The following is a 21,387-nucleotide window of genomic DNA, read 5'->3' as shown; positions in this document are numbered from 1 at the left end:
AAAATAGTTTGAAGAATGTTCTTTTTATACATAAGAATATTTTACAACAAAAAGTGACAAAGGAAAACCCCAAAACCCCTCATGAGTGAGGGGCAGGGGAGTTGAGAGTGCCGAAGGCACTTTGTTCTAAGGTGAAATAACCCAGCCTGACTGTTGTTCCTGTTTTTAGCTCAAATATTTTTGTGTAACAGGATCATGATTTTTATATACAAAAAAACCTCCCTGATATTCAGGAAGGTTTTCATGACCTATCCGGGAATCGAACCCGGGTTTCCGCCGTGAGAGGGCGGCGTCTTAGCCGCTTGACCAATAGGCCGTATCTGTCGTTTCTGACAGCTTCCTAATAATACCATAGGAAGTTGAATTTGTCCAGATAAATTTGAAAAAAAATTAAAAAAATTTTTCGACCTCTGTTTTCACTAAAGATTAAACTGCAAAAGCAATGAGAAAATACCCCATAAATTAGGTTGAGCCGGCAAGGTGACATTCCGTCAACCCCGCCGACTTAGTGGAAACATATGTAGGAAGCGCTCTGACTGCTTAATTCGATTTCCTATGTTTATAATATTATCATACTGGAAAAATGTAACATAAATTTGACCGCAGCGTAAAAAGATTATGAAATTTATTAAGGCTTTCTAACGAATTATGAAGTTTGTTCTTTTTTTGCATAAAACAGGAGGCAGTGGCTTGAAAGCTGTAAAAAACATTATAAAAAAGTATTGACTATCACGTATGGTGATAGTGTAAAGTGATAATCAGAGATGAGGTCATCGATTCTTTTCGTGCCGGCAGAGGGAAACGCAGACTAAACTCAACAGGGAAGGAAGGTGAGAATGATGATGACTGTCAAACAGGTTTCCGTATTAACGGGGGTCAGTGTTCGGACGCTCCAGTTTTATGATGAGATCGGATTATTGAAACCGACGCAGATGACGGAATCCGGATACAGACTGTATGATGAAAGTGCACTGGAAGTACTGCAGCAGATTCTGTTTTTTAAGGAACTGGATTTTACACTGAGGGAAATCAAAGTGATTATGGAAAATCCGCAATTTGATAAGAAGGCAGCATTTGAAAAGCAGAAGGAGTTAATCCGGCTGAAACGAGACCGATTGAATGGTCTTTTGGAGTTACTCGATAAATTAATTCATGGAGAAACGTGTATGGACTTTAAAGAGTTTGATATGAGCGAATATTTTCAGGCTTTAGGTGAATTTAAAGCGACGCATACGGAGGAGATTATCAGGCGGCTCGGAAGTATGGAGCAGTTTGATGAATTATTTGGTGATCTTCAGTCGCAAGAGGTAGAGATTGCAGAGGCAGCGGTCAGACAGTATGGCAGTATTGAGAATTTTACAAAAGCAATGAAGGAAAATTTTCAAAACTATCTCTCCGAGGGGCCGGTTATCTCAGAAACTGAAGTAGATGGAATTATGGAAAAAACGGAACTGCTGACAAAACGGCTTACGGCAGACTTAACCAGAGATCCCTCATCTGCGGAAGTACAGGCAGCCGTAAGCGAACTGATTGCTTTTTGTGAAGAAAGTAATAGAGGAATCGACATGGGAGAAAATTACTGGTTACTTACGGCAGAGGCTTATCAGTCCAATCCCATGTATCTGGAAGTGAACGATCGAAAATATGGAGAAGGCGCATCAAAATTCATCGGAAGTGCAATTAAAGAGTATTTAGACAGGAAATAGAGTTGATGAGCCTTAAAACAGAGTGAATGTTAGTCCCAATGCCATCTTCGCAGAAGCTTTCAACCTGCGGAGGTGGCATTTGCTGCGTAATTATTGTTCACGGCCAACGCTGCGTATTTGCGGCAGGAAACAACTTTCCTTGCAAGATAGGAAAAATTATCATTTCATGTTATAATTTTTTTGTAAATGCATACAGACTGCTGTAATCAGGAGCGGCAAAGTATGGAGATAGAATTTGCCATTACTGCGGTTTCATCATAGAAGAAAGAGAGGCGCAGGCGAAGCTCTGACGAATCTGGACAGATTCACGGGAGTACTAAAGAAATAGGGCCTCAGTAGTAACAGCATAAGCAGAATGAGAAATACAGAAAAAGGAGAAGTAACATGGTTGATTTAAAGATTCTGGAAGAACTGTCCAATGCATTTGGACCCAGTGGTTTTGAAGAAGATGTGGTCAGGGTAGTAAAAAAATATTGCGGCGGGCTGGCTGTGAGAAAGGATTCGATGCACAATGTATATGCAGAGATGACGCCATCGCCTCTGACTGCTGTAAGCCGGGGAAATTGTGGGATTTACAGGAATGATGAGATACCATCGGACAGACGTCCTGTGTTGATGTTGGATGCCCATCTCGATGAATGCGGATTTATGATCCAGTCCATTATGGAAAATGGTCTTATGAGCATTGTAACACTTGGCGGCTTCCATCTTACCAGTCTCCCTGCCCACTCGGTGATCGTGAGAACGGAAGAGGGGAAACTGCACAGAGGGATTACTACTTCGAAACCCGTTCACTTCCTGACACCGGAGCAGAAGGCGGATAACAGTCTGAAGATTGAAGACATACTGATTGATGTGGGAGCATGCAGCAGGGAAGAGGTACTGACTGTATATGGAATTCGTCCGGGTGATCCTGTTGTTCCGGATGTGACGTATGAGTATCATGAAGAAAATGGTATCTGTTTTGGAAAAGCCTTTGATAACCGGCTGGGATGTTTTTGTATTATCGAGACCATGAAGGTACTTATGGCAGAGGAAGAAAGACTGGCAGCCAGAGTCGTGGGGGCGTTTGCCGCGCAGGAAGAGGTGGGAACCAGAGGTGCCACAGTGACTGCTCAGCAGGTGAAGCCCGATCTTGCGATTGTATTTGAGGGGTCACCCGCTGATGATCCTTATGTTCAGCTGGGAACAGCACAGGGCGTAATGAGGGGCGGTGTTCAGATCCGTCATCTGGACAATAGCTACGTCTCCAATCCTGAATTCATCAGGTATGCCCATGAGACAGGGAAAAAATTCGGAATTCCATACCAGGATGCCGTTCGAAGAGGCGGCAGTACAAACGCAGGTAAGATTAGCCTGACCGGCCAGGCTGTTCCGGTTCTTGTGCTGGGGATTCCGTCCCGATATGTGCACAGCCATTATAATTTCTGCGCAAAATCAGATATTGAAGCGGCTGTGTCCATGGCGGTGGAGGTGATCCGAGGACTGAATGCGGAAACTGTGAAGCGGATTTTCAGGCAGGATCTGGTCTGACCGAAAGGTGGGGCGAGCGTATCCGGGCAGGGGAAATGTACGCTGTGAACGGAGAAACCTGTGTCAAACGATTGGATTTTGTGTCAAAGAAACGGGATTTTGGGCAGTGGGAGTCGTTTATTTTTCACAGCTTTTCATGAGGGTGTGAGAAAATACTTGTCAATGCTTTTCTGATAGAATATAATATCAAGGAAAGAGCTGTTGCAGAAATCGCTTAAGATGCATGCAACAGCCTTTCATCTTCATTTGCAATTTTTGTTTTTTATTGAAGGAATGCGGGAATGCTAAAGAGAAAGCGGCTTATGTCCGTTTTTTTCATTTCCGGCATTCGTGATACTGTACATGATTATAATAGGAGGAATACCCGTGGAAAGAGAAATGATTATTGTTCTGGATTTCGGTGGTCAGTATAACCAGCTGATTGCCAGACGAGTCAGAGAATGCAATGTTTACTGTGAGGTTCATCCATACACACTGGGACTGGATAAGATCAGGGAAATGAATCCGAAGGGAATCATTTTTACCGGAGGTCCCAACAGTGTATATAAGGAGGATTCCCCGCATTGTGAAAAAGAAATCTTTGAGATGGGAATTCCGATCCTTGGAATCTGCTATGGTTCACAGTTGATGGCCTATATGCTGGGGGGAAGCGTTGCGACGGCGCCTGTCAGCGAGTATGGAAAGACGGAAGTGGATGCAGAGGCGGACAGCCGGATTCTCGATTCCGTGAGCCCAAAAACGATCTGCTGGATGAGCCATACCGATTATATAGAAAAAGCTCCGGAAGGCTTCAGGGTAACTGCTCACACACCGGTATGCCCGGTGGCAGGCATGGAATGTGAGGAGCGCGGCCTCTATGCGGTTCAGTTCCATCCGGAGGTTATGCATACACAGGAAGGCATGAAGATGCTGTCCAATTTCGTATACAATGTCTGTAAATGTTCAGGAGACTGGAAAATGGATTCCTTCGTGGAGTCTTCCATCAAATCAATCCGCGAAAAAGTCGGCAGCGGAAAGGTACTCTGTGCTCTGTCCGGCGGTGTGGACTCTTCTGTAGCAGCCGTTATGCTGGCGAAAGCGGTTGGAAAACAGCTGACCTGCGTATTTGTGGATCACGGTCTTCTTCGCAAGGATGAAGGCGATGAGGTGGAGGCTGTCTTTGGCCCCAATGGTCCTTATGATTTGAACTTTATCCGTGTCAATGCCCAGGAGCGTTTCTATGAGAAACTGAAGGGGGCTGAGGAGCCGGAGCAGAAGCGCAAGATCATTGGTGAAGAGTTTATCCGTGTTTTTGAAGACGAGGCAAAAAAGATCGGTGCCGTGGATTATTTCGTACAGGGGACCATTTACCCGGATGTGATTGAATCCGGTCTTGGAAAGTCGGCTGTGATCAAGTCTCACCATAACGTGGGCGGACTTCCGGAGCATGTGGATTTCAAGGAGATCATCGAGCCGCTGCGCCTTTTGTTTAAGGATGAAGTAAGAAAGGCCGGTCTGGAGCTTGGAATTCCGGAGTATTTAGTTTACCGCCAGCCGTTCCCGGGCCCGGGCCTGGGCGTGCGCATCATCGGTGAGATCACACCGGATAAGGTGAGAATCGTGCAGGAAGCCGATGCGATCTACCGTGAGGAGATTGCAAAAGCCGGAGTCGATAAGGGACTTGGCCAGTACTTTGCAGCGCTGACGAATATGCGGTCGGTTGGATGTATGGGTGACGAGAGGACGTATGATTATGCGGTTGCACTGAGAGCTGTGCTTACATCTGATTTTATGACTGCGGAGTCGGCAGAACTTCCCTGGGAAGTCCTGGGAACTGTAACCAGGAGGATCGTTAATGAGGTGAAGGGCGTGAACCGGGTGTTGTATGATTGTACGGGGAAGCCGCCGGCTACGATTGAGTTTGAATAAGAAAAATGTTCGTGGACCCGCATAAACCGGGCGTTTGAGGCGCTTTGTAGCTCTATTTGATAACAAATTGATAACACTGAAAAAATGCATTTATTCAAAAAGTGTATAAGTGGTTAGCAAGTGTAGATATTTCAACCAACTAAAAAAGATCTTACTGAATTGAGTGATTTCAATTTGGTAAGATCTTTTTTACGTTAGTAGGTATATTCACTGTTATTCTGTGTCTTGGCCTTTCATTCAGCATGTAGGGTATTGAGATTTTCCTTAGATTTTGCAGCGTTCATCTGAGGGGAGGTATAACGCCACTGGTCATATTCCTCTTTGGTAATCTCCCCGGCGTTCAGTTTATCAGACTGCTCTTGCCATGCTTAGAACATCTCAAGTATGGAAAGATAGGTACTCCCTTTTGTCTGTCCGTATATCGCTAAAACTGAGCATTTATCCGAAATACTTCTGCGTGAAAAGGTGCAGAAGCCGGAAGTGATGGATTATTTCACTAATAGCGATAGCAATTCTCCTATCTGTTAATTTTTGCATGTAATAAGTTAGATACACCGGGAGTTATCTAGTGATTATAGGTTTTCCTTTTGCATCTAACAACGGGGTTAGGATAGGACTGCGGCTGACAAAAGAAAAGTGTAAACACATATTGTATCTACAATACATACAGATATTTATCATACAAGATAAATAAGCGATATTGATATTTTTATACGCTAATACTCTTTTTCTGCATGGTGATTTGGCCTTTCAGACATTTGTACAATAAAAACTCAATGCATCAAAATCAATTAAGACGTCTGAATCATGACTTCAAATGGCAGGGCATTGTATAATTTTTAATAGAAATACTAAAATTTTAAACTCAGATCGGGGATTACAAAATGATAAAGGGGGAAATTAATTGATGAAAGTTATGGCAATTGTCGCTGGACGTCACGATGGCAACAGTGAAATTTTAGCAAAAGAGGCTCTGCTTGCATGTCAGGAAGCGGGAGCGGAAGTAAGCCTCATTAACCTTTATGATTATAATATCCTTCCCTGTACAGGCTGTGAGGCGTGTAGTATGGGCATGGCACAGGTAGCTATGGGGAAAGGACCGTATAAAGGCTGTGCTTTAAAAGGTCAGGATGATGTTGACAAAATCATTACAGAGATGCAGAAGTGCAATGGTTTGATTGTCAGCTGTCCTACTTATGATTTGGCACCCAGTTCACTGTTAACCAGACTGATTCACCGTCAGCTGGCTTATGAACTGTCATTCATGCTGAAGGTTGGCCTGGTAAAAGAGGATCCGCACTGTGTAGCAGGACTGATTGCAGTAGGCGGTTCCCGTCATGACTGGATGACTATGTCTTTAGAGGTTATGGCAGCAGGTATGTTTACTCAGTCTGTCAAAGTTATCGATCAGTTCTTGGCAACGGGCAATAGCCGGCCTGGAAATGTTCTTCTTCATCCGGAACAGATGACCCGTGCACGTCAGATGGGAGAAAATATTATAAAAACCATCGGGACTCCGATAGAGAAGAGAGAGTGGCTGGGAGAACCGGATATGGGAATGTGCCCGAATTGTCATAGCAGCCTGATTTTCCGGGGAGAACCACATTGGGACGGGATTGAGTTTCCATTTGAATGCGCCGTATGCGGAGCCGGCGGAGATCTCGTCAGAGGAGAAGATGGAAAGGTCCGATTCGTATTGGCAGAAAATGGTTTATGCCGGGATCGCAATGTCAATGAATACCGGGAATTACATCTGGATGAAATTATGAAATGTCAAGGAGAGTTCTTTGCAAATGCTGACAAAATACAGGAGGAATACGCAAAATATAAGGCAGTAAAATTTCCTGCTGTATAGCATGACGATGGTGATTTGTGATAGAGGAAATTCCTGCGGTTTAAGGAGAACGTAATGAAAAACAGACTTTTATGGGCGAGGGTAATAGGGCTGTCATTGCTGCCGGCTTTTTGGGCAGTTGCGGCCAGTCTGGCAGGGTTTACTACTGCAGCTGTTGCCATGTTATCGGCAACTGTTGTTGTGCCATGTGCAAAAACACGGAAGGAATATGTACAGATGACGGCAGGTTTTACCTTCGGCGCAATATTTGGATATTTTACAAACTGGCTGTTTGACATTATGCCAGGAAATTCATTGGTATATGTTCCCATTATATTAGTTGTAGTTGTTGCAGTTATGATTATTATTCAGTATTATGCAGCCGATATTGCTAATCTTTTTGGCTGGCTGGCAAGCTTTTCAATTATGCTGGCATTGCTTGGTGTCACAGAAAAATCCCAGTGGAATTTTATGACATTTCAATTATACATTGCAATGCTTGTGGGGATCTGGTTCTTTGCCTTTGCAGGTGGATTCCTTCAGTCGCTGATTATAGGAAAGCAGGAGGTGGAGAAATAAGTTATAACTGATTATCAGAAAAGTAAAAGGAGGAAGTACGTGGTTTCTTTTAAAATAGATGGTAAAACGGTTGAAGCAGAGGGCGGGATGAATGTTCTTGCAGCTGCCTTAAATGCAGGTATTTACATTCCGCATCTATGTTACCATCCCGATTTACCGGAAAATGAATCCTGCCGCATGTGCATTGTGGAGGTGGAGGGTCAGGAAGGAGTTGTACCATCGTGCACATTGCCTGTGAAAGAGGGGATGGAGATTCATACCAATAGCGAACAGATCAGCCGGCTGCGTACCCTGGCGTTGGAACTGATGCTGGCAGGCCATCCGGAGGATTGCTCAACTTGCCCGAAATACGGTAATTGTGAGATGCAGACGCTGATTCAGTACATTGGTGCCAACAGTGCCAGAATGAGAACCAGGACAAAAGGTGCAAAGAAGGAAGAAAGCAATCCGCTGTTGATCCATGATATGAATCGATGCGTACTCTGCGGCCGATGTGTGCGTGCATGCAGCGATTTGAGAGGCGTTGGTATATTAAAATATCAAAAGAAAGACTTGGAAGTGCTGGTGGAGACACTGCACGGAAAACTGTTGAAGGACGAAGACTGCCGCTTTTGTACCGCATGTGCAGAGGTTTGTCCTACCGGTTCTATTCGGGATAAGCTGCAGCTTTTAGAAACAAATCTTAAGAAGGATGAATTGCTGGTTCCCTGCCGCACTGCCTGTCCGGTACATACAGAAATACCGCGTTATATTCGGTTTGTCAAAGAAGAAAATTACGATGCGGCAGCAGCTGTGATACGAGAGAAGGCTCCGTTTCCGAAATGTCTGGGATATGTCTGTACTCATGTGTGCGAAGAGGAGTGCAGACGACAGGCAGTAAACGAGGCCATATCTATTCGAAATATCAAGAGGTATGCGGCAGAGAGAGACACAGGTCTGTATTGGAGAGGAAAGGGAAAACAGCTGCCTGATACTGGAAAAAGAGTCTGCGTTGTAGGAGGAGGACCGGCTGGAATGACGGCGGCCTATTATCTGAGAAAACAGGGTCATACGGTGGTTTTGAAGGAAGCATTGCCCACAGTGGGGGGAATGATGAGTTATGGCATTCCGGCTTATCGTATGCCGAGAACTGTTGTAGCAGAGGAAGCGGCTGTAATCAGAGATCAGGGGGTTATCGTTGAAACAGATACCAGAGTGGAGAGGCCGCTGGATTTGCTGAAAGAATATGATGCGGTGCTGATGGCTATTGGCGCACACAGCGGTGTCCGCCTTTCGATGGAGGGAAGCGGGCTTCCTGGAGTGCTGTTAAATATTGATTTCTTAAGAAACGCCAGTATGAACAGGGAAAACGGTATAGGAAAACGAGTAATTGTTCTGGGAGGCGGAAATGTTGCTTTTGACTGTGCGAGAACAGCAAAACGCCTTGGCGCAGATGAGATTCATCTTGCCTGTCTGGAAGCAAGAGACGTTATGACAGCGGACGATGAAGAGATTGAACAAGCTCAGGAGGAGGGGATCTTCGTTCATCCGGCACAGACCTTCGAGCGGATTACCGGTACAGACAGTGTTACCGGCGTAGATTTTATGAATGTAAAATCATTTTCCTTTAATGAGAATAAGCAGGCAATAATAGAAAAAGAGGAAGGGTCTGAACACCACATCGATTGTGATACAGTGATTTTTGCAGTTGGACAGCGGCCTCAGATTACAGAGGAGACAGGCATTATCCTTGGAAGCGGCAATCGTATTGCTGTAAAGGAGAAGTCGCTGGCGGCATCCGTTGACGGGATTTTTGCGTCAGGGGATGCGGTCTATGGCACAAAATCTGTAATTATGGCTATTGCGTCAGGAAGAGATGCAGCAGGTGAGATCGATAAATATCTTGGGGGTGACGGGGATATCAGTGAAATTCTGGCTCCAGTGCAGAGTCCTGATCCCTGTATCGGCAAGGCAGAAGGATTTTGTTCCCGGGAAAGAAAATCATCTATAGTACTCAGCGCGGAAGAACGTCAGAATAATTTCGATAAAGTGGATTATGGTATCTGTGATAAAGATATTTGTTCAGAAGCAGACAGATGCCTCCAGTGTGATTTACGACTGCAAATCAAACCACCGAGATTGTGGACGGAGTTTTCGAAGCAGAAGGAGGCATAGGTGATGAATGTAATGGAAGAAGCAAAAACCTTAAGTGCTGCAGAAATCACCAGACGTGCGGCTGAGTCAAATCTTTTGGAGTTCGGAACGACCGGGGAAAAGATTGCAGAAAAATGGAAAACTGCGAATGCGGAGAGAGCGGAGAGAAACAGTCCCGGACGAATGATATGCGGCCTGTATAATGGTGACCATGTTGGGGTGCTGCTGGCAATTTTAAAAGAGAATCCTGAAAAGATTTTTGCCGGTATGGCACTGGCCGCAAAAGCAGCGGAGGCTGGAGAAATGTATCTCTACGTTCCTGAATGGGAGGCGGACTACGCCGCAGCCATAGAACAAGACGCTGCGAAGTTTAACATTAAAGTTAAGACGGGACTGATCGACTGCAGAGAAAACCGGGACGCTGTTTTTCACCATATTCTGACGATGGCCTTTTTATCTGATTTAATGGCGGGCTGTTATGAGCCGTGTACTTATATAGCAATATGCAGGGAAGGCCATACAGGAGAACTGAAGAAGGTGCATTACGGAACAAAGATTGCAGAACTGACAGGCAATGAGGAGATTCGTGCGCTGGCTGTCGGTACGAAGCTTTATGATGCGTCTGCTTTGCAGCAGACGATTGAGGCAGACACTGTAATATTGAATGGAGTAATCACTCTCTATGGCAGTAAGTGCTGTCTGATCCGGGAAGCGGAGAAAGAGCTGCTGGCAGACAGATACCATAGCTGCGGCCGGTGTGTATTCTGCCGCGAAGGACTGATTCAGCTGCATACCATGATGAGAGAGATTACTCTGGGACAAGGAAAGAAAGAGTATCCGGACATGATGGCTGAAATTGGCGAAGCCATGGCATTTTCCACGCTGTGCAGCATGGGGCAGACCGCAGCAGATTTTACACTGGGTACTCTGAAGTATTTTCAGTCAGAGTATGACGATCATATTAAGAAGAAAAAATGTGCGAACGGAGTGTGCAGGGCTTTTGTGAGTATGTATATTGATCCAATTCTCTGCAATGGATGTGAAAAATGCGCGGATATCTGTCCTTCTGATGCGATTGAAGGTAAGGCGGGTTATATCCATATGCTGGACGGATTTGCATGCTCTAAGTGTGGGCGGTGTATCGAAGCTTGTGATGCCGGTGCCGTCATTCAGACGGCAGACCGTGTACCGAGACTGCCTGATAAGCTGACAAAGTGCGGAAGATTTAAAAAGAAACATTAAAATAATCAAAATGGAGGTTAGACAATGAAAAGAATGGAAGCAGATGTAATTGTGGTTGCAGCTGGCCCGGCGGGCCTCGCTGCTGCTGTAACAGCTGGTGAAAATGATTTGAAGACAATTGTCTTTGAGAAGAGCAACACAACCGGTGGGGCGGCAAACATGGGTATGGGGCTGCTTGGAATCGGAACGAAAATTCAAAAGAAGGCTTTTAACGAGATTACGAAAGACCAGGCATACGATATGCATATGAAGTATACACATTTTCGTGTTGACGCCGACCTGGTGCAGACTTATTTTGCAAAATCAGCAGAGACCATTGAATGGCTCGAAGCCATGGGCGTTGAATTTGCCGGTGCTTTCCGCTATTTTGCAGAATCCGAGGCAACATGGCACATTGTAAAACCTGAAAACGGCATTATCGGACCGCGTGCGGCAGGTCCGATGATTCGCGCCATGACAGAGAAAGCCCAAGAGTTAGGGGCAGAGATTTATCTCGAAAGCCCGGTAAAAGAATTGATCATGGAAGATGGAAAAGCTGTTGGCGTAATTGCTGTCGACAAAGAGGGAGAAGAGATAGAAGCCCGTGCAAAAGCAGTGGTCGTTGCAACCGGTGGCTTCGGTGTTAATGCCAAGATGCTGAAAGAGGAATTTGACTTAAATCTCTGGGAAGATTATTTCCCGTTCAACGTTCCGGGGATTGTCGGAGACGGTTTGAATATGATGTGGGATGCAGGTGCACAAAAGTTTGGCGCAAACATTGAAATGATCTACCAGATTAAAGACAACCTGAATTATTTCCTGCTGGATACCGTGCTGCGTCAGCCCAATCTGTTGATTAATCAGAATGGGGACCGTTTTATGAACGAAGACATGATGGGGAATACTACGTTTACAGGTAATGCATTGAGGCTGCAGCCGGGAAATTATGCATACTGTATCATGGATGACGGCATTTTGAATAACTATAAGAAGAATGGTCCGGACATCTATGATCTGGTTCATCCGGATTTTGCATTTTTGGCAGTTGAACCTGAGTTTGAACGAGCAGTCGCCGAGGGGTATGACGGATATATTGAGGCGGAGACTCTGGAAGAACTGGCCGAGAAGCTGGGTATCGACTATGAGAAGCTGGAAGAGACAATTAATGACTATAACGAGATGTGTGAACAGAACTATGATTCCCAGTTTAACAAAAAAGCTGCGTTCCTTCATCCGATCACAGGCAGAGGCAAATACAGAGTCGGAAAGCTCTATGTTGCAGCATATGGAACGATTGGCGGTGTGAAAATCAATAAATACTGTGAAGTTTTGGACAATAATGACAGGCCGATTCCGGGTCTTTACAGCGCAGGCAGTGATGCCAACACGATTTACGGCGACAGCTATAATTTCACTTTACCGGGCAATACAATGGGCTTCGCCATTAATTCCGGGCGTATGGCTGGCGAGGCAATCGCAGATTATATCAGTGATATGGAATAACGACTATTAAAAAAGGAGTCAGAGAATATGAATCACACGAAAATAAATAAATACAGCAGAAGTGTGTCTATTATCGGTGTTGGCTGTACACCGTTTATGTATACGATGGATAATCCGGAAACGGATGGTTTGACAGAAGGCGAGTTATTTGGATATGCCGCACTGAAGGCAATGGAAGATGCGGGAGTAGAACCGAAAGATGTTGATTTCTATTTCCATGGCCAGGCAAGCCCGTTAAACGGTTCTGATTATATTACTCCGAATATGCAGGTTGCCAACTGGTTTGGTATGAAGGGAAAAGGTTCCATTCACCACTCAGAGGCCTGCTGTACAGGATATCTGGCGCTTGAGCAGGCTGTCAATGCGGTCGCATCAGGTAAGTATAACTGCGTGCTTTCAGGCTGCGTAGAATTTGCGGACGGTATTGCTGAGAAGGGGATGCCAGCTTACGTTCATCAGAAATTTACGATGGAAAAATTGCTGGAAACAACAGCCTGGATTTATGACCGGGCTTACACAAGGCAGATGATGTCAGGTCCGGTGATCTGTTTTGATGATGCAGCCGCCTGGTATAAAGATACATACAATCTGACAGATGAGCAGATGGATGATACGTTAAATCATATGTCAATCAATAACCGCCGAAATGCCTCGATGCATCCGCTGGCACTCCAGAGAGTAACCTATGAAGAGATGGCCAAACAGACGGGGTATGACGATGTCATGGAGTTTATGAGATCACCCATGAATCCTAAAATGGGCGATTACTTAAGAGTTGGCGGTATGGAATTAAAATGTGACGGCGCAGCAGCGGTTATTGTCTGTGCCACTGATCTGGTGGAACAGTATACCGGCAGGAAACCGATTGAGGTACTTGGCATCGGAAGTTCAGCGCTGGAAGGAAATACGCCACATCTTGAACTGCGGGCAACGAGAGAGGCTGTCAGGCAGGTATATGAAATGACAGGCGTGGATTCTTCGAAGATTGATCTGTTTTTTGCAAATGATTTTATTATTACTTCGCACCTGATTGCAGCAGAAATCGCAGGATATCTCCCGGAAGGTGAAGGGTGGAAATACGTCTGCGAAGGAAGAACTGCATATGATGGAGACAAGCCAATCAATACGAATGGCGGAAGAACTTCATTTGGCCATGCGCATGCCGCCTCCGGTTTGGCTGATCTTTATGAAGCGGTAAAGCAGATGCGTGGAGAATGTGGAGACAGACAGGTTAAAAAACTGCCGGAGTATACCATGCTGAGAGGTTTTGGCGGCGGCCAGAACGTAACCGCAGCTATTTTGAAGACTTTGGATTAATCGGGAGGTTTAGTCATGGGTGTAAAATTAGAAAAAATCGTCAAAACATATTATGACGCGTTAGAGGAAGGAAAAATCCTCGGCAGAAAATGTACGCGCTGTCAGGCTGTGGAATTTCCACCTGTATATGCATGCAATACCTGTGGGTGTGCTGATACAGAGTGGGTTGAGATTAGTGGTAAGGCAAAAATGACATCGCTGATTATGCCTGCAATTCTTTCAGCAAAACCGGAAAATAATGATTTAATGCCATACTGTCTTTCCTGTGTGGAGATAGAAGAAGGTGCTGGCGTCAATGCGATTGTACAGGGCGTTACAAAAGAAAACCGTGACAGACTGCTTACGCAGATGCCGGTACCGTGCCATGCTAAGATTGTACAGAGAAATGGGTTTAAAACCGTGATTTTTGAATTAGATGAGGAGTATAAATGAGCAGACAGGAATTAGAAGCAAAAATATTGGAATTTGTTGCAGTGACTTACAGGAAGAATCCATCCGATCTTTCTCTCGACACAAGATTTCGTGAAGACCTTAAGGGAGCCTCCATTCTTTTGGTAGGCGTAGTTTCACTAATTGAAAATGAATTGGATATATTAGTTTCACTTCCCGAAGCCGGTAAAGCGGCAACCATCGGTGACATGGTTGATCTGGTGGAAAAAAATCAATAAATTATAAACTTGAGCATGAGCCTGAATAATCAGGCTTATGCTTATATGGAGAAAAATAATATATGAGTATACTGGATTCAATCTATGAAAAAGCGAAACAGGCCCCTCAGAAAGTAGCATTTCCCGAGGGGACCAATGAAAAAATTATGCAGGCGGCGTATGAAACGGCCGAAGAGGGATATATCATACCTGTCTTTATTGGTCATACAGATGAGCTTAAGAGTCTGGCGCGGGCCCGGGGATATAAAGAAGATAAATTTGTTTTTGTGGATCTGGATGACGAAGAGAAAAAAAGTGAAACAGTAAATAAATATCTCGCTTTACCCGATATGCTGATGAAAGAGAAGGCACTTCGCCGACGCATGCAGGACCCGCTTTATTATGCCATGGCGATGCTGGCAGCCGGTGAAGCCGGGGTGGCATTTGCAGGAATTGACTATCCGACAGGGGATGTGCTGCTGGCAGGACAGATGATTGTTGGGCTGAAGGAAGGAATCAGTACAATTTCCAGTGTTGGGATCTGCGATATACCAGGATTTGAAGGCAGTGAAGGATCGGTGCTCGTTATTGGAGACAGTGCGGTATGTACAAATCCCACGGCAGAGCAGTTGGCAGATATTGCTATTTCTGCATGTGAGACGGTACAGGCGCTGTTTGACTGGGAACCGCGGTGTGCAATGCTGAGCTATTCCACACTGGGCAGCGGGCAGGGAGAACTGGTAGATAAAGTCACTGAGGCTGTAAAACTGGCCAATCAAAAACGCGGCGATTTGAACATTGAGGGGGAATACCAGCTTGACACCGCGCTGCGGCCTCATGTGGCACAAAAAAAGGTAGCAAAGGCAAACAAAGTGGCTGGAAGGGCAAATATTCTGATATGGCCTGATCTGAATGCGGGAAATATAGGTGTTAAGTTAATTCAGCTTCTGGGTCATGCAGATGCATATGGACCGATGCTGCAGGGATTTAACAAAATCGTATGTGACTGTTCAAGGAGTGCGCCGGTTTCAGAAATTAAAGGAAATATCGTTATATCTGCCGTGAGGGCTGCATGTAGTCAGGAGGAACGTTATGGGATATAAAATCTTTGCAGTTAATCCGGGTTCCACATCTACAAAAGTGGCACTGTTTGATGGTGATCGGGAATTATTTAAAACAAATGTTACACATGATATGGAGCGGCTGGGCAGATTCCCTTATTTTACACAACAGCTGGAATACAGAAAAGAAACCATTGACAGAGCACTGGAAGAAGCGGGAATATCACTGGAAGGGACAGATGCGTTTGTCGGCAGAGGCGGGGGATTGTATTCGATGCCTGGCGGAACGTATTATATTGATGAACTGATTGCAGATCACGCGGGACGCAGTGTGAATGGAGTGAATCATCCGGCGGCCCTGGGCTGTACTTTAGCTGAAAGATATATGAAGGAGTTCGGAGGCCAGGGCTTTATAGTGAACCCTCCGGATGTTGATGAATATCAGGAGGTTGCAAGGGTTACCGGCATTGACGGGGTATACAGGACAAGCCATATACATACTTTAAACCAGAAAGAAACTGCTATCCGGCATGCAAATTCACATGGAGTGAAGTACGAGCAGCAGAACTATATTGTATGCCATATTGGAGGCGGTACATCAGTCGCTGCGCACAGACAGGGACGGATGGTTGATGGAATCAATATGGTTGGAGGGGAGGGGCCCATGGCTCCTACCAGATGTGGGCAGCTTCCCGGGGATGAATTAATCCGGCTGTGTTTTAGCGGAAAATATACAGAAGACCAGATGCTGGGATTCTGCATGAAAACGGGAGGCTTTGCTTCCACATTAGGAACAATTGATGCAATTGAAGTGGTAGAACGCGGCAAACATGGAGACAGAAAAGCGAAGCTGATGTGGGATTCGATGATATATCAGATATGTAAAGAGATTGGAGCCATGTCAGCTGTACTTCATGGCAATGTCGATGCAATTCTTCTCGGAGGAGGAATGGTATACGAGAAAAGCTTAACGGATCAAATCAGATCGACATGCGAATATATAGCTCCAGTATTTGCCTATCCCGGAGAGTTTGAGATGGAGGCAATGGCAGCCGGTGCAGTCCGGGTATTAAGCGGAGAAGAGGAAGGAAAGCATTACACCGGCCGGCCGGTCTTTTCAGGGTTTGAATTTTAACCATACTTGATATAAGCGGGTGATTGGGATGGAGGAGTGGAAGGAAGAACTATTTGAGTTTAACGGCCAGTCTGTTTATGTGATGACTGCCGGGAGAGGATATCCTATTATTATGGTGCATGGAGCAGCGGCAGACCATTACTTTTTTCTGCCGCTCGCATGCAGGATTGCAGAGCATTACCGGGTCATTCTTTACGACAGACCAGGATATGGGGAAAGTTCTTTAAATGACAGGAAATGGATGAATTTTAAACAGCAGGGAGAACTGTTGGAAAATCTGATCGATATGTTTTGTGAAACTCCGCCAATTATATTGGGCTGCTCTGCCGGCTGCTTCGTGGTCAGCGAGTGTAAAAAAAGAAATCCGGATAAGATCAAAAAAACCATATATTTTGAGCCTGCGTGTGTTGAAAACTTAAAAGAAAGGTCTCCTGCGATAGAAAAGTATGTGGAAGAGGTAGGACGGGCTGTCAGCATGGGGAGATTATCCGATGCCGCAATCGCCTTTTTAAGAGCAGTTGGGAGGAAGGAAACGGACGCACAGCCGGAAGCTGATTCACCGCATGTCTGGGAAAATATAGAGGCTTTTTTAAAATTTGAGTATGTGAACACGATCAAGTATGATAAAATAGTAATTAATCAGAATGACTGTATTGGGATTGGAACGAAAAGTTTTAGCAGTCCTTTCGGTATTGCGGCACGGGCCGTATTGGATTCATCTGGAATGCGGGGGTATTATTTCCAGGGGGGACATAATGCGCCGATGGATTCACCTGAAGAATTTGCAGAAAGCCTTTTAAAACTGATTGATAACGATTGACAGGGGTGTATCAATGGAACAGCAGAAGAAACGCTTAGGCGAAATAAAAGAAGAATTGTTTCAGGCTCTATTGCATAATCAGGGGTTACAGGAATTGATTGATATTTCTTATCAATATGTTGAGAATGTTATTGCTGTTGTTGATGCAGGCTTTACCGTGATTGCATCACATGGCGTTGAAAGTGACAGTATGATTGGCAGGCAGGATGGCAGCAGTTTCGTCTGTCTTTCGGGACTGCAGCATATGAACGAAGAGAAGCTGATGGAGCAGCTATATCAAAAATCCCATGCATTTTTCTTCCAGTCAAAATTTTTAGAAGAAAAAATGATATTCGCCCCAGTTTTTATTAACGAAATCTATGTGGGTTACATTGCAGTGCTTGAAATAAACAGAACTTTAAGCAGTGATGATTTACAGATTATCGATGTACTCAGCGATATGATTTCCTTAGAGATGCAGAAAAGCCATTTTTTCTCCTTTTCAAAAAAACAGCGATATGAATTCCTGATAACGGGGTTGTTAGGAGGCAGGGTCAGTGATACACAATTTTTTGAAGAGAAACTGGAGACACTGGGAAAGCGTTTAAAAGAAAACCTGTGGCTGGTAGTTATTCCATTTCTGCGGAAAAATATATCAGTGAATCAGATTGAGTTCAGTTTTCAGCACCTGCATAATCTTTTTCCGGAAGATCTGATTACCACGTATAACGATACATTGGTTTTAATCATATCCAAAGAAACTCGTACCCCTTTTAAGCAATATGAAAAAAGGCGGCTGAGTGAGTTCCTGAGACAGCATGGAATCCATGCAATAATAAGTCTGAGATGCAGTTCGATACTGGAAGTACCGGTCAGGTATGAGCAGATGATGAATTTGATTAAACAGCTGGACATCGAAAAGATTCCTTCAGTTTTATATAATTATGAAGACTACATGGTTGAAAGTATATTTTCCCTGTGTGAAGAGTCTCATCGGCTTAAGTCCTATATTCATCCTGATCTGCTTGAACTTTTGGAATACGATCATAAGAATAACAGTAAGCTGTTTGAAACATTGAGAGCATATCTGGAATACAACCGCAGCGCTGTCAGGGCATCAGAAGCCTGCAAAATTCATAAATCGACTTTTTTTTACAGAATGAATAAGATATCTGAGATAACAGGACTTGAAATGCAGGATTGTAAGAAATTGCAGCTCTATGAAATATCAATTAAAATAATTGATTATTTAAATATAGTGGGATGTGATTGAATGGTAAAAGGTATCGGTGTAGATATGGTTGACAAGCGGACGATTGATGAAATGGATGAGAATGTCCGCAATGCGTTTGTGCGAAGAACTTTTAGTAAAGCTGAGGTGGAAGAGGCGGATCGGGCCTGTGACCGGTCAGAGTTTCTTGCCTCCAGATATGCGGTTAAAGAAGCTGTATTCAAGGCACTTGCAGGACTGCTGACAGAGAAGGCTTTCGATTTCAGAATCGTTGAAACGTTCAATCGTTCTGATGGAAGTCCTTATATTTATTTGTCAGAGGAAATGAAAGAGATTATGGAGAAAGCGAAGGTACAACAATTGCTGGTCTCAATTACTACAGAAGGAGATTATACAGTTGCTTTTGTAGTGGCAGCATGAAATATCATTTGACGATTGAAGGAATGCTCTGCTTACGCGCGGCATTCCTTCAATTTTCTCAATCTATAATAAACACATATTTATTCCTGTAGATCCCGGCCTTCGCGATGGTATTCAGCTTTTCAAACAGCGTATATTCAGCAGTTTCAGTTTTTTGTATGGATTAAACCAGAAGCATGTTTGAAGCTAGAGTGGTAAATCAGTTTTTATGGCCGCAGACACAACGATACATCTCAGACAGCTGTTTCGAATACTGCTCCATCAGCATCGATAACCGGGGTTCTCCTTCCATCGTCCGTTTATAGAGAATCTCCGGAGTTACGGTACGGTTCCTGTCGGCTTTCATATGAAGCATTTCCTGGATTTCGCTTAAAATACAGGCGGTAAAGGCCAGATAATCTTCCATCTGTGCGGAATTAACCGTACGGGTCTTTCTGTTGTTAATCAAGAAAAGCATTTGTTCTGCCTCGGATATCATGTGCCAGGAAATCCAGAGAAGTTTTTTGATAAAGGCCGAATCCTCGCTTCCGGCTTTTTTCAGATACTGGATAATCTGGTCGTGAATCAGATGGTAATGGATCTGAACATCGCAGATGACACCATAATCCAGAGGGGCGGCCAGGCTGCTCTCCAACAGTCGAAGGTAAACGTGGTGTATGTGAAACAGCTGATACAGGTTATAGCGGAACTGTCCTTTCTGATGTGTAGGAAATACAAAACGGTTTACGAGAAGTACCAGTACCATCGCAGAGACAACATAAAGGATACGGAGTTCAGCGGCCAGCATCTGTGGGAGTGCCAGTGTGGTAAGAGTCAGGGCAAAGCAGGTGGAGAACAGGGCCTGCTGCCAGGTTCCGGCCGTCTCCATATAGAGTCCCACCGCCATAAAGGTTGCCAGCAAAAAATGCCAGCCTGTTCCATGAAACAGCGGGAGAAGAAGCTGCAGGATCAGGCAGCCTGCCAGTGTTCCGATAAAACGGGTTTTTATCCGGGTGGCACTTTCCTCATACATAGGACGGAGCAGCAGGAAGGCATTCAGCACAAGCCAGTAGCCGTGGTTTGCCTGGCTGATCATGCTGTAAGCGAAGCCAATCGTCAGAACTGCGCTGAGGCGAAGCGCGAAACGAGTCTCAAATGTATCAGCCTTTATCTGGCCAAACAGTTTCTTAAGCGGGCGGCGATAGCTGGGAAGCTTCCAACCGTGAGAACTCTGTTTTCCGCCATCCTGCCAAATATTATCCAGAATCAGCAGGAAGAGGCGGAGAAAATTCTGAATGAATATACAGGGAATTTCATCGCACTCCTCAACCTCGGCCAGAAGCTCGCTGCCTGTTCGAACCAGTTCCTCCTGCTCAAATCCATCGGTTCCGGCAGTCTCCATATACCGGGCCAGGCGTTCCAACAGGTCATGCCGGTTCGGATCTGAGAGCATGGAGGCCTGGTATGGGTTCGTCAGAAAATACACTGCCCGCTGAAACAGCAGTGCAAACATATATTGGATTTTCCCCCGGGGGCTCACGACATAGGTGAGCCCCCGGCTTTTGTATGCTTCTCCGTAAAGCTCCTGCAGGATCGGAAAAATGGGTTCCGCCTGTCCGGAGGCAGGACTGTCAGACGGTTTTCCCTGTTCTGTGGCATGGGCCTTCGGCTCTATTTGAGCACGAAGCGCGTCCGCCAGAAGCAGAAGTCCCTTTTTTGCAGGGGCAAAATGATCATTCTTTTTATTCCGTAAGGAACAGAAGAACAGGACAATGGTCAAAACGGCCAGGCCATAAGCCAGAGCCGCCATCTGCAGAGCCAGCCCCTCCCGGCCAACAGGCCGCAGCTGGAGAAAGACAAAGCACATGGCATTTGCAAAATATCCCAGCTGATTAAACTGCGAGGTCTGAAGAAAGACCAGCAGAAATGGAACAATCAGATTGAGAAGTATACAGAGAGGAAGGCTTAAGGATGCAAAAAAGCTGAGAAGAGCCATCAAAAACTGTGTGCCCACCAGAACCATCAGCTGCCTGACTGTGAAAGATTTCCGATAATTTACCTTAAACAGGATTGTAACCACCGATACGAGGATTGAATAAGAAATGCCGAATAAAAGAATTGTAGAGTAAAATAAAAAAAGGAAAAAAAGAATAATTGGCAGGGCCGCCATAAATTTGGAGCGGAGAGCTGCCAATATGGATTTTGTTTTGGTTTTCATGAATGAAGTCATCTCCTTTAAAGAAGTATTATAACTCTAATGGGGACGGCTGTCATCTTTTTTATGAAGAGATCGAATTTGCCTATTGTAAAGAGATTCAATCTGTTTCCGGTACAGACGTATAAGATGCCGCAAAACAGACGTAATCAGACAAACGGATTAT

General features: G+C 44.9%; 17 protein-coding genes and 1 tRNA gene. 16 read left to right on the top strand and 2 right to left on the bottom strand.

Annotated elements, in window-relative coordinates:
• Positions 1-244: 244 nt before the first annotated feature.
• Positions 245-316 (bottom strand) — tRNA-Glu (locus tag NE473_RS21390).
• A 520-nt stretch (positions 317-836) separates the two neighbouring features.
• On the opposite strand from NE473_RS21390, the gene NE473_RS21385 reads away from it, so the two are divergent.
• From NE473_RS21385 to acpS, 16 genes are all read left to right on the top strand, one after another.
• Entirely contained in the window at positions 837-1,706 is an 870-nt protein-coding gene (locus NE473_RS21385; protein ID WP_341465580.1) for a MerR family transcriptional regulator, read from the top strand.
• Positions 1,707-2,090: 384 nt separating this feature from the next.
• Positions 2,091-3,239, top strand: coding sequence for a M42 family metallopeptidase (locus NE473_RS21380; protein ID WP_055649106.1), 1,149 nt, complete (start codon positions 2,091-2,093; stop codon positions 3,237-3,239).
• Between the two features lie 366 nt (positions 3,240-3,605).
• Positions 3,606-5,147, top strand: coding sequence for a glutamine-hydrolyzing GMP synthase (guaA, locus tag NE473_RS21375; RefSeq protein WP_022030512.1), 1,542 nt, complete (start codon positions 3,606-3,608; stop codon positions 5,145-5,147).
• A 907-nt stretch (positions 5,148-6,054) separates the two neighbouring features.
• Positions 6,055-7,002 carry a flavodoxin family protein gene (locus tag NE473_RS21370; RefSeq protein ID WP_055649107.1) on the top strand — a complete coding sequence of 316 codons (948 nt, stop codon included), beginning with the start codon at positions 6,055-6,057 and terminating at the stop codon, positions 7,000-7,002.
• A 54-nt stretch (positions 7,003-7,056) separates the two neighbouring features.
• Entirely contained in the window at positions 7,057-7,560 is a 504-nt protein-coding gene (locus NE473_RS21365) for a DUF1097 family protein (protein WP_155560710.1), read from the top strand.
• Positions 7,561-7,599: 39 nt separating this feature from the next.
• Positions 7,600-9,714, top strand: coding sequence for an FAD-dependent oxidoreductase (locus NE473_RS21360; protein WP_256265382.1), 2,115 nt, complete (start codon positions 7,600-7,602; stop codon positions 9,712-9,714).
• A 3-nt stretch (positions 9,715-9,717) separates the two neighbouring features.
• Complete coding sequence (locus tag NE473_RS21355) at positions 9,718-10,935, top strand: NADH-ubiquinone oxidoreductase-F iron-sulfur binding region domain-containing protein (RefSeq protein ID WP_055649109.1); 1,218 nt, start codon at positions 9,718-9,720, stop codon at positions 10,933-10,935.
• A gap of 24 nt (positions 10,936-10,959) precedes the next feature.
• A complete protein-coding gene (locus NE473_RS21350) occupies positions 10,960-12,417 on the top strand; it encodes an FAD-dependent oxidoreductase (RefSeq protein ID WP_155560709.1) in 1,458 nt (485 codons plus the stop codon).
• A gap of 27 nt (positions 12,418-12,444) precedes the next feature.
• Positions 12,445-13,734: a thiolase family protein gene (locus tag NE473_RS21345; RefSeq protein WP_055649111.1), complete on the top strand. Its 1,290-nt coding sequence runs from the start codon at positions 12,445-12,447 to the stop codon at positions 13,732-13,734.
• Between the two features lie 15 nt (positions 13,735-13,749).
• Positions 13,750-14,166: a Zn-ribbon domain-containing OB-fold protein gene (locus NE473_RS21340; protein WP_055649112.1), complete on the top strand. Its 417-nt coding sequence runs from the start codon at positions 13,750-13,752 to the stop codon at positions 14,164-14,166.
• On the top strand, positions 14,163-14,402 hold the full coding sequence (locus NE473_RS21335; protein WP_055649113.1) for an acyl carrier protein: 240 nt from the start codon (positions 14,163-14,165) through the stop codon (positions 14,400-14,402). Before NE473_RS21340 ends, NE473_RS21335 begins: the two co-directional genes overlap by 4 nt.
• Before the next feature lie 62 nt (positions 14,403-14,464).
• Entirely contained in the window at positions 14,465-15,484 is a 1,020-nt protein-coding gene (locus tag NE473_RS21330; protein ID WP_055649114.1) for a phosphate acyltransferase, read from the top strand.
• A complete protein-coding gene (gene buk / locus NE473_RS21325) occupies positions 15,474-16,577 on the top strand; it encodes a butyrate kinase (protein WP_055649115.1) in 1,104 nt (367 codons plus the stop codon). The genes NE473_RS21330 and buk overlap by 11 nt, the downstream gene beginning before the upstream one ends.
• A 28-nt stretch (positions 16,578-16,605) precedes the next feature.
• Positions 16,606-17,397: an alpha/beta fold hydrolase gene (locus NE473_RS21320; RefSeq protein ID WP_055649116.1), complete on the top strand. Its 792-nt coding sequence runs from the start codon at positions 16,606-16,608 to the stop codon at positions 17,395-17,397.
• Between the two features lie 13 nt (positions 17,398-17,410).
• The gene (locus NE473_RS21315; RefSeq protein WP_055649117.1) at positions 17,411-18,649 is read left to right on the top strand and encodes a PucR family transcriptional regulator; all 1,239 of its coding nucleotides are present in this window, start codon (positions 17,411-17,413) and stop codon (positions 18,647-18,649) included.
• Entirely contained in the window at positions 18,650-19,027 is a 378-nt protein-coding gene (gene acpS, locus NE473_RS21310) for a holo-ACP synthase (protein ID WP_055649118.1), read from the top strand. It abuts the gene before it with no gap.
• A 199-nt stretch (positions 19,028-19,226) separates the two neighbouring features.
• Here acpS and NE473_RS21305 read toward each other — a convergent pair whose 3' ends face one another.
• Complete coding sequence (locus tag NE473_RS21305; protein ID WP_256265381.1) at positions 19,227-21,224, bottom strand: FUSC family protein; 1,998 nt, start codon at positions 21,222-21,224, stop codon at positions 19,227-19,229.
• Between the last annotated feature and the right edge of the window lie 163 nt (positions 21,225-21,387).

Source organism: Hungatella sp. SL.1.14, assembly GCF_024460495.1.
Taxonomy (GTDB): Bacteria; Bacillota; Clostridia; order Lachnospirales; family Lachnospiraceae; genus Hungatella; species Hungatella hathewayi.
The sequence above is the reverse complement of the archived record's forward strand: the minus strand, read 5'-3'. Positions and strand labels throughout refer to the sequence as shown.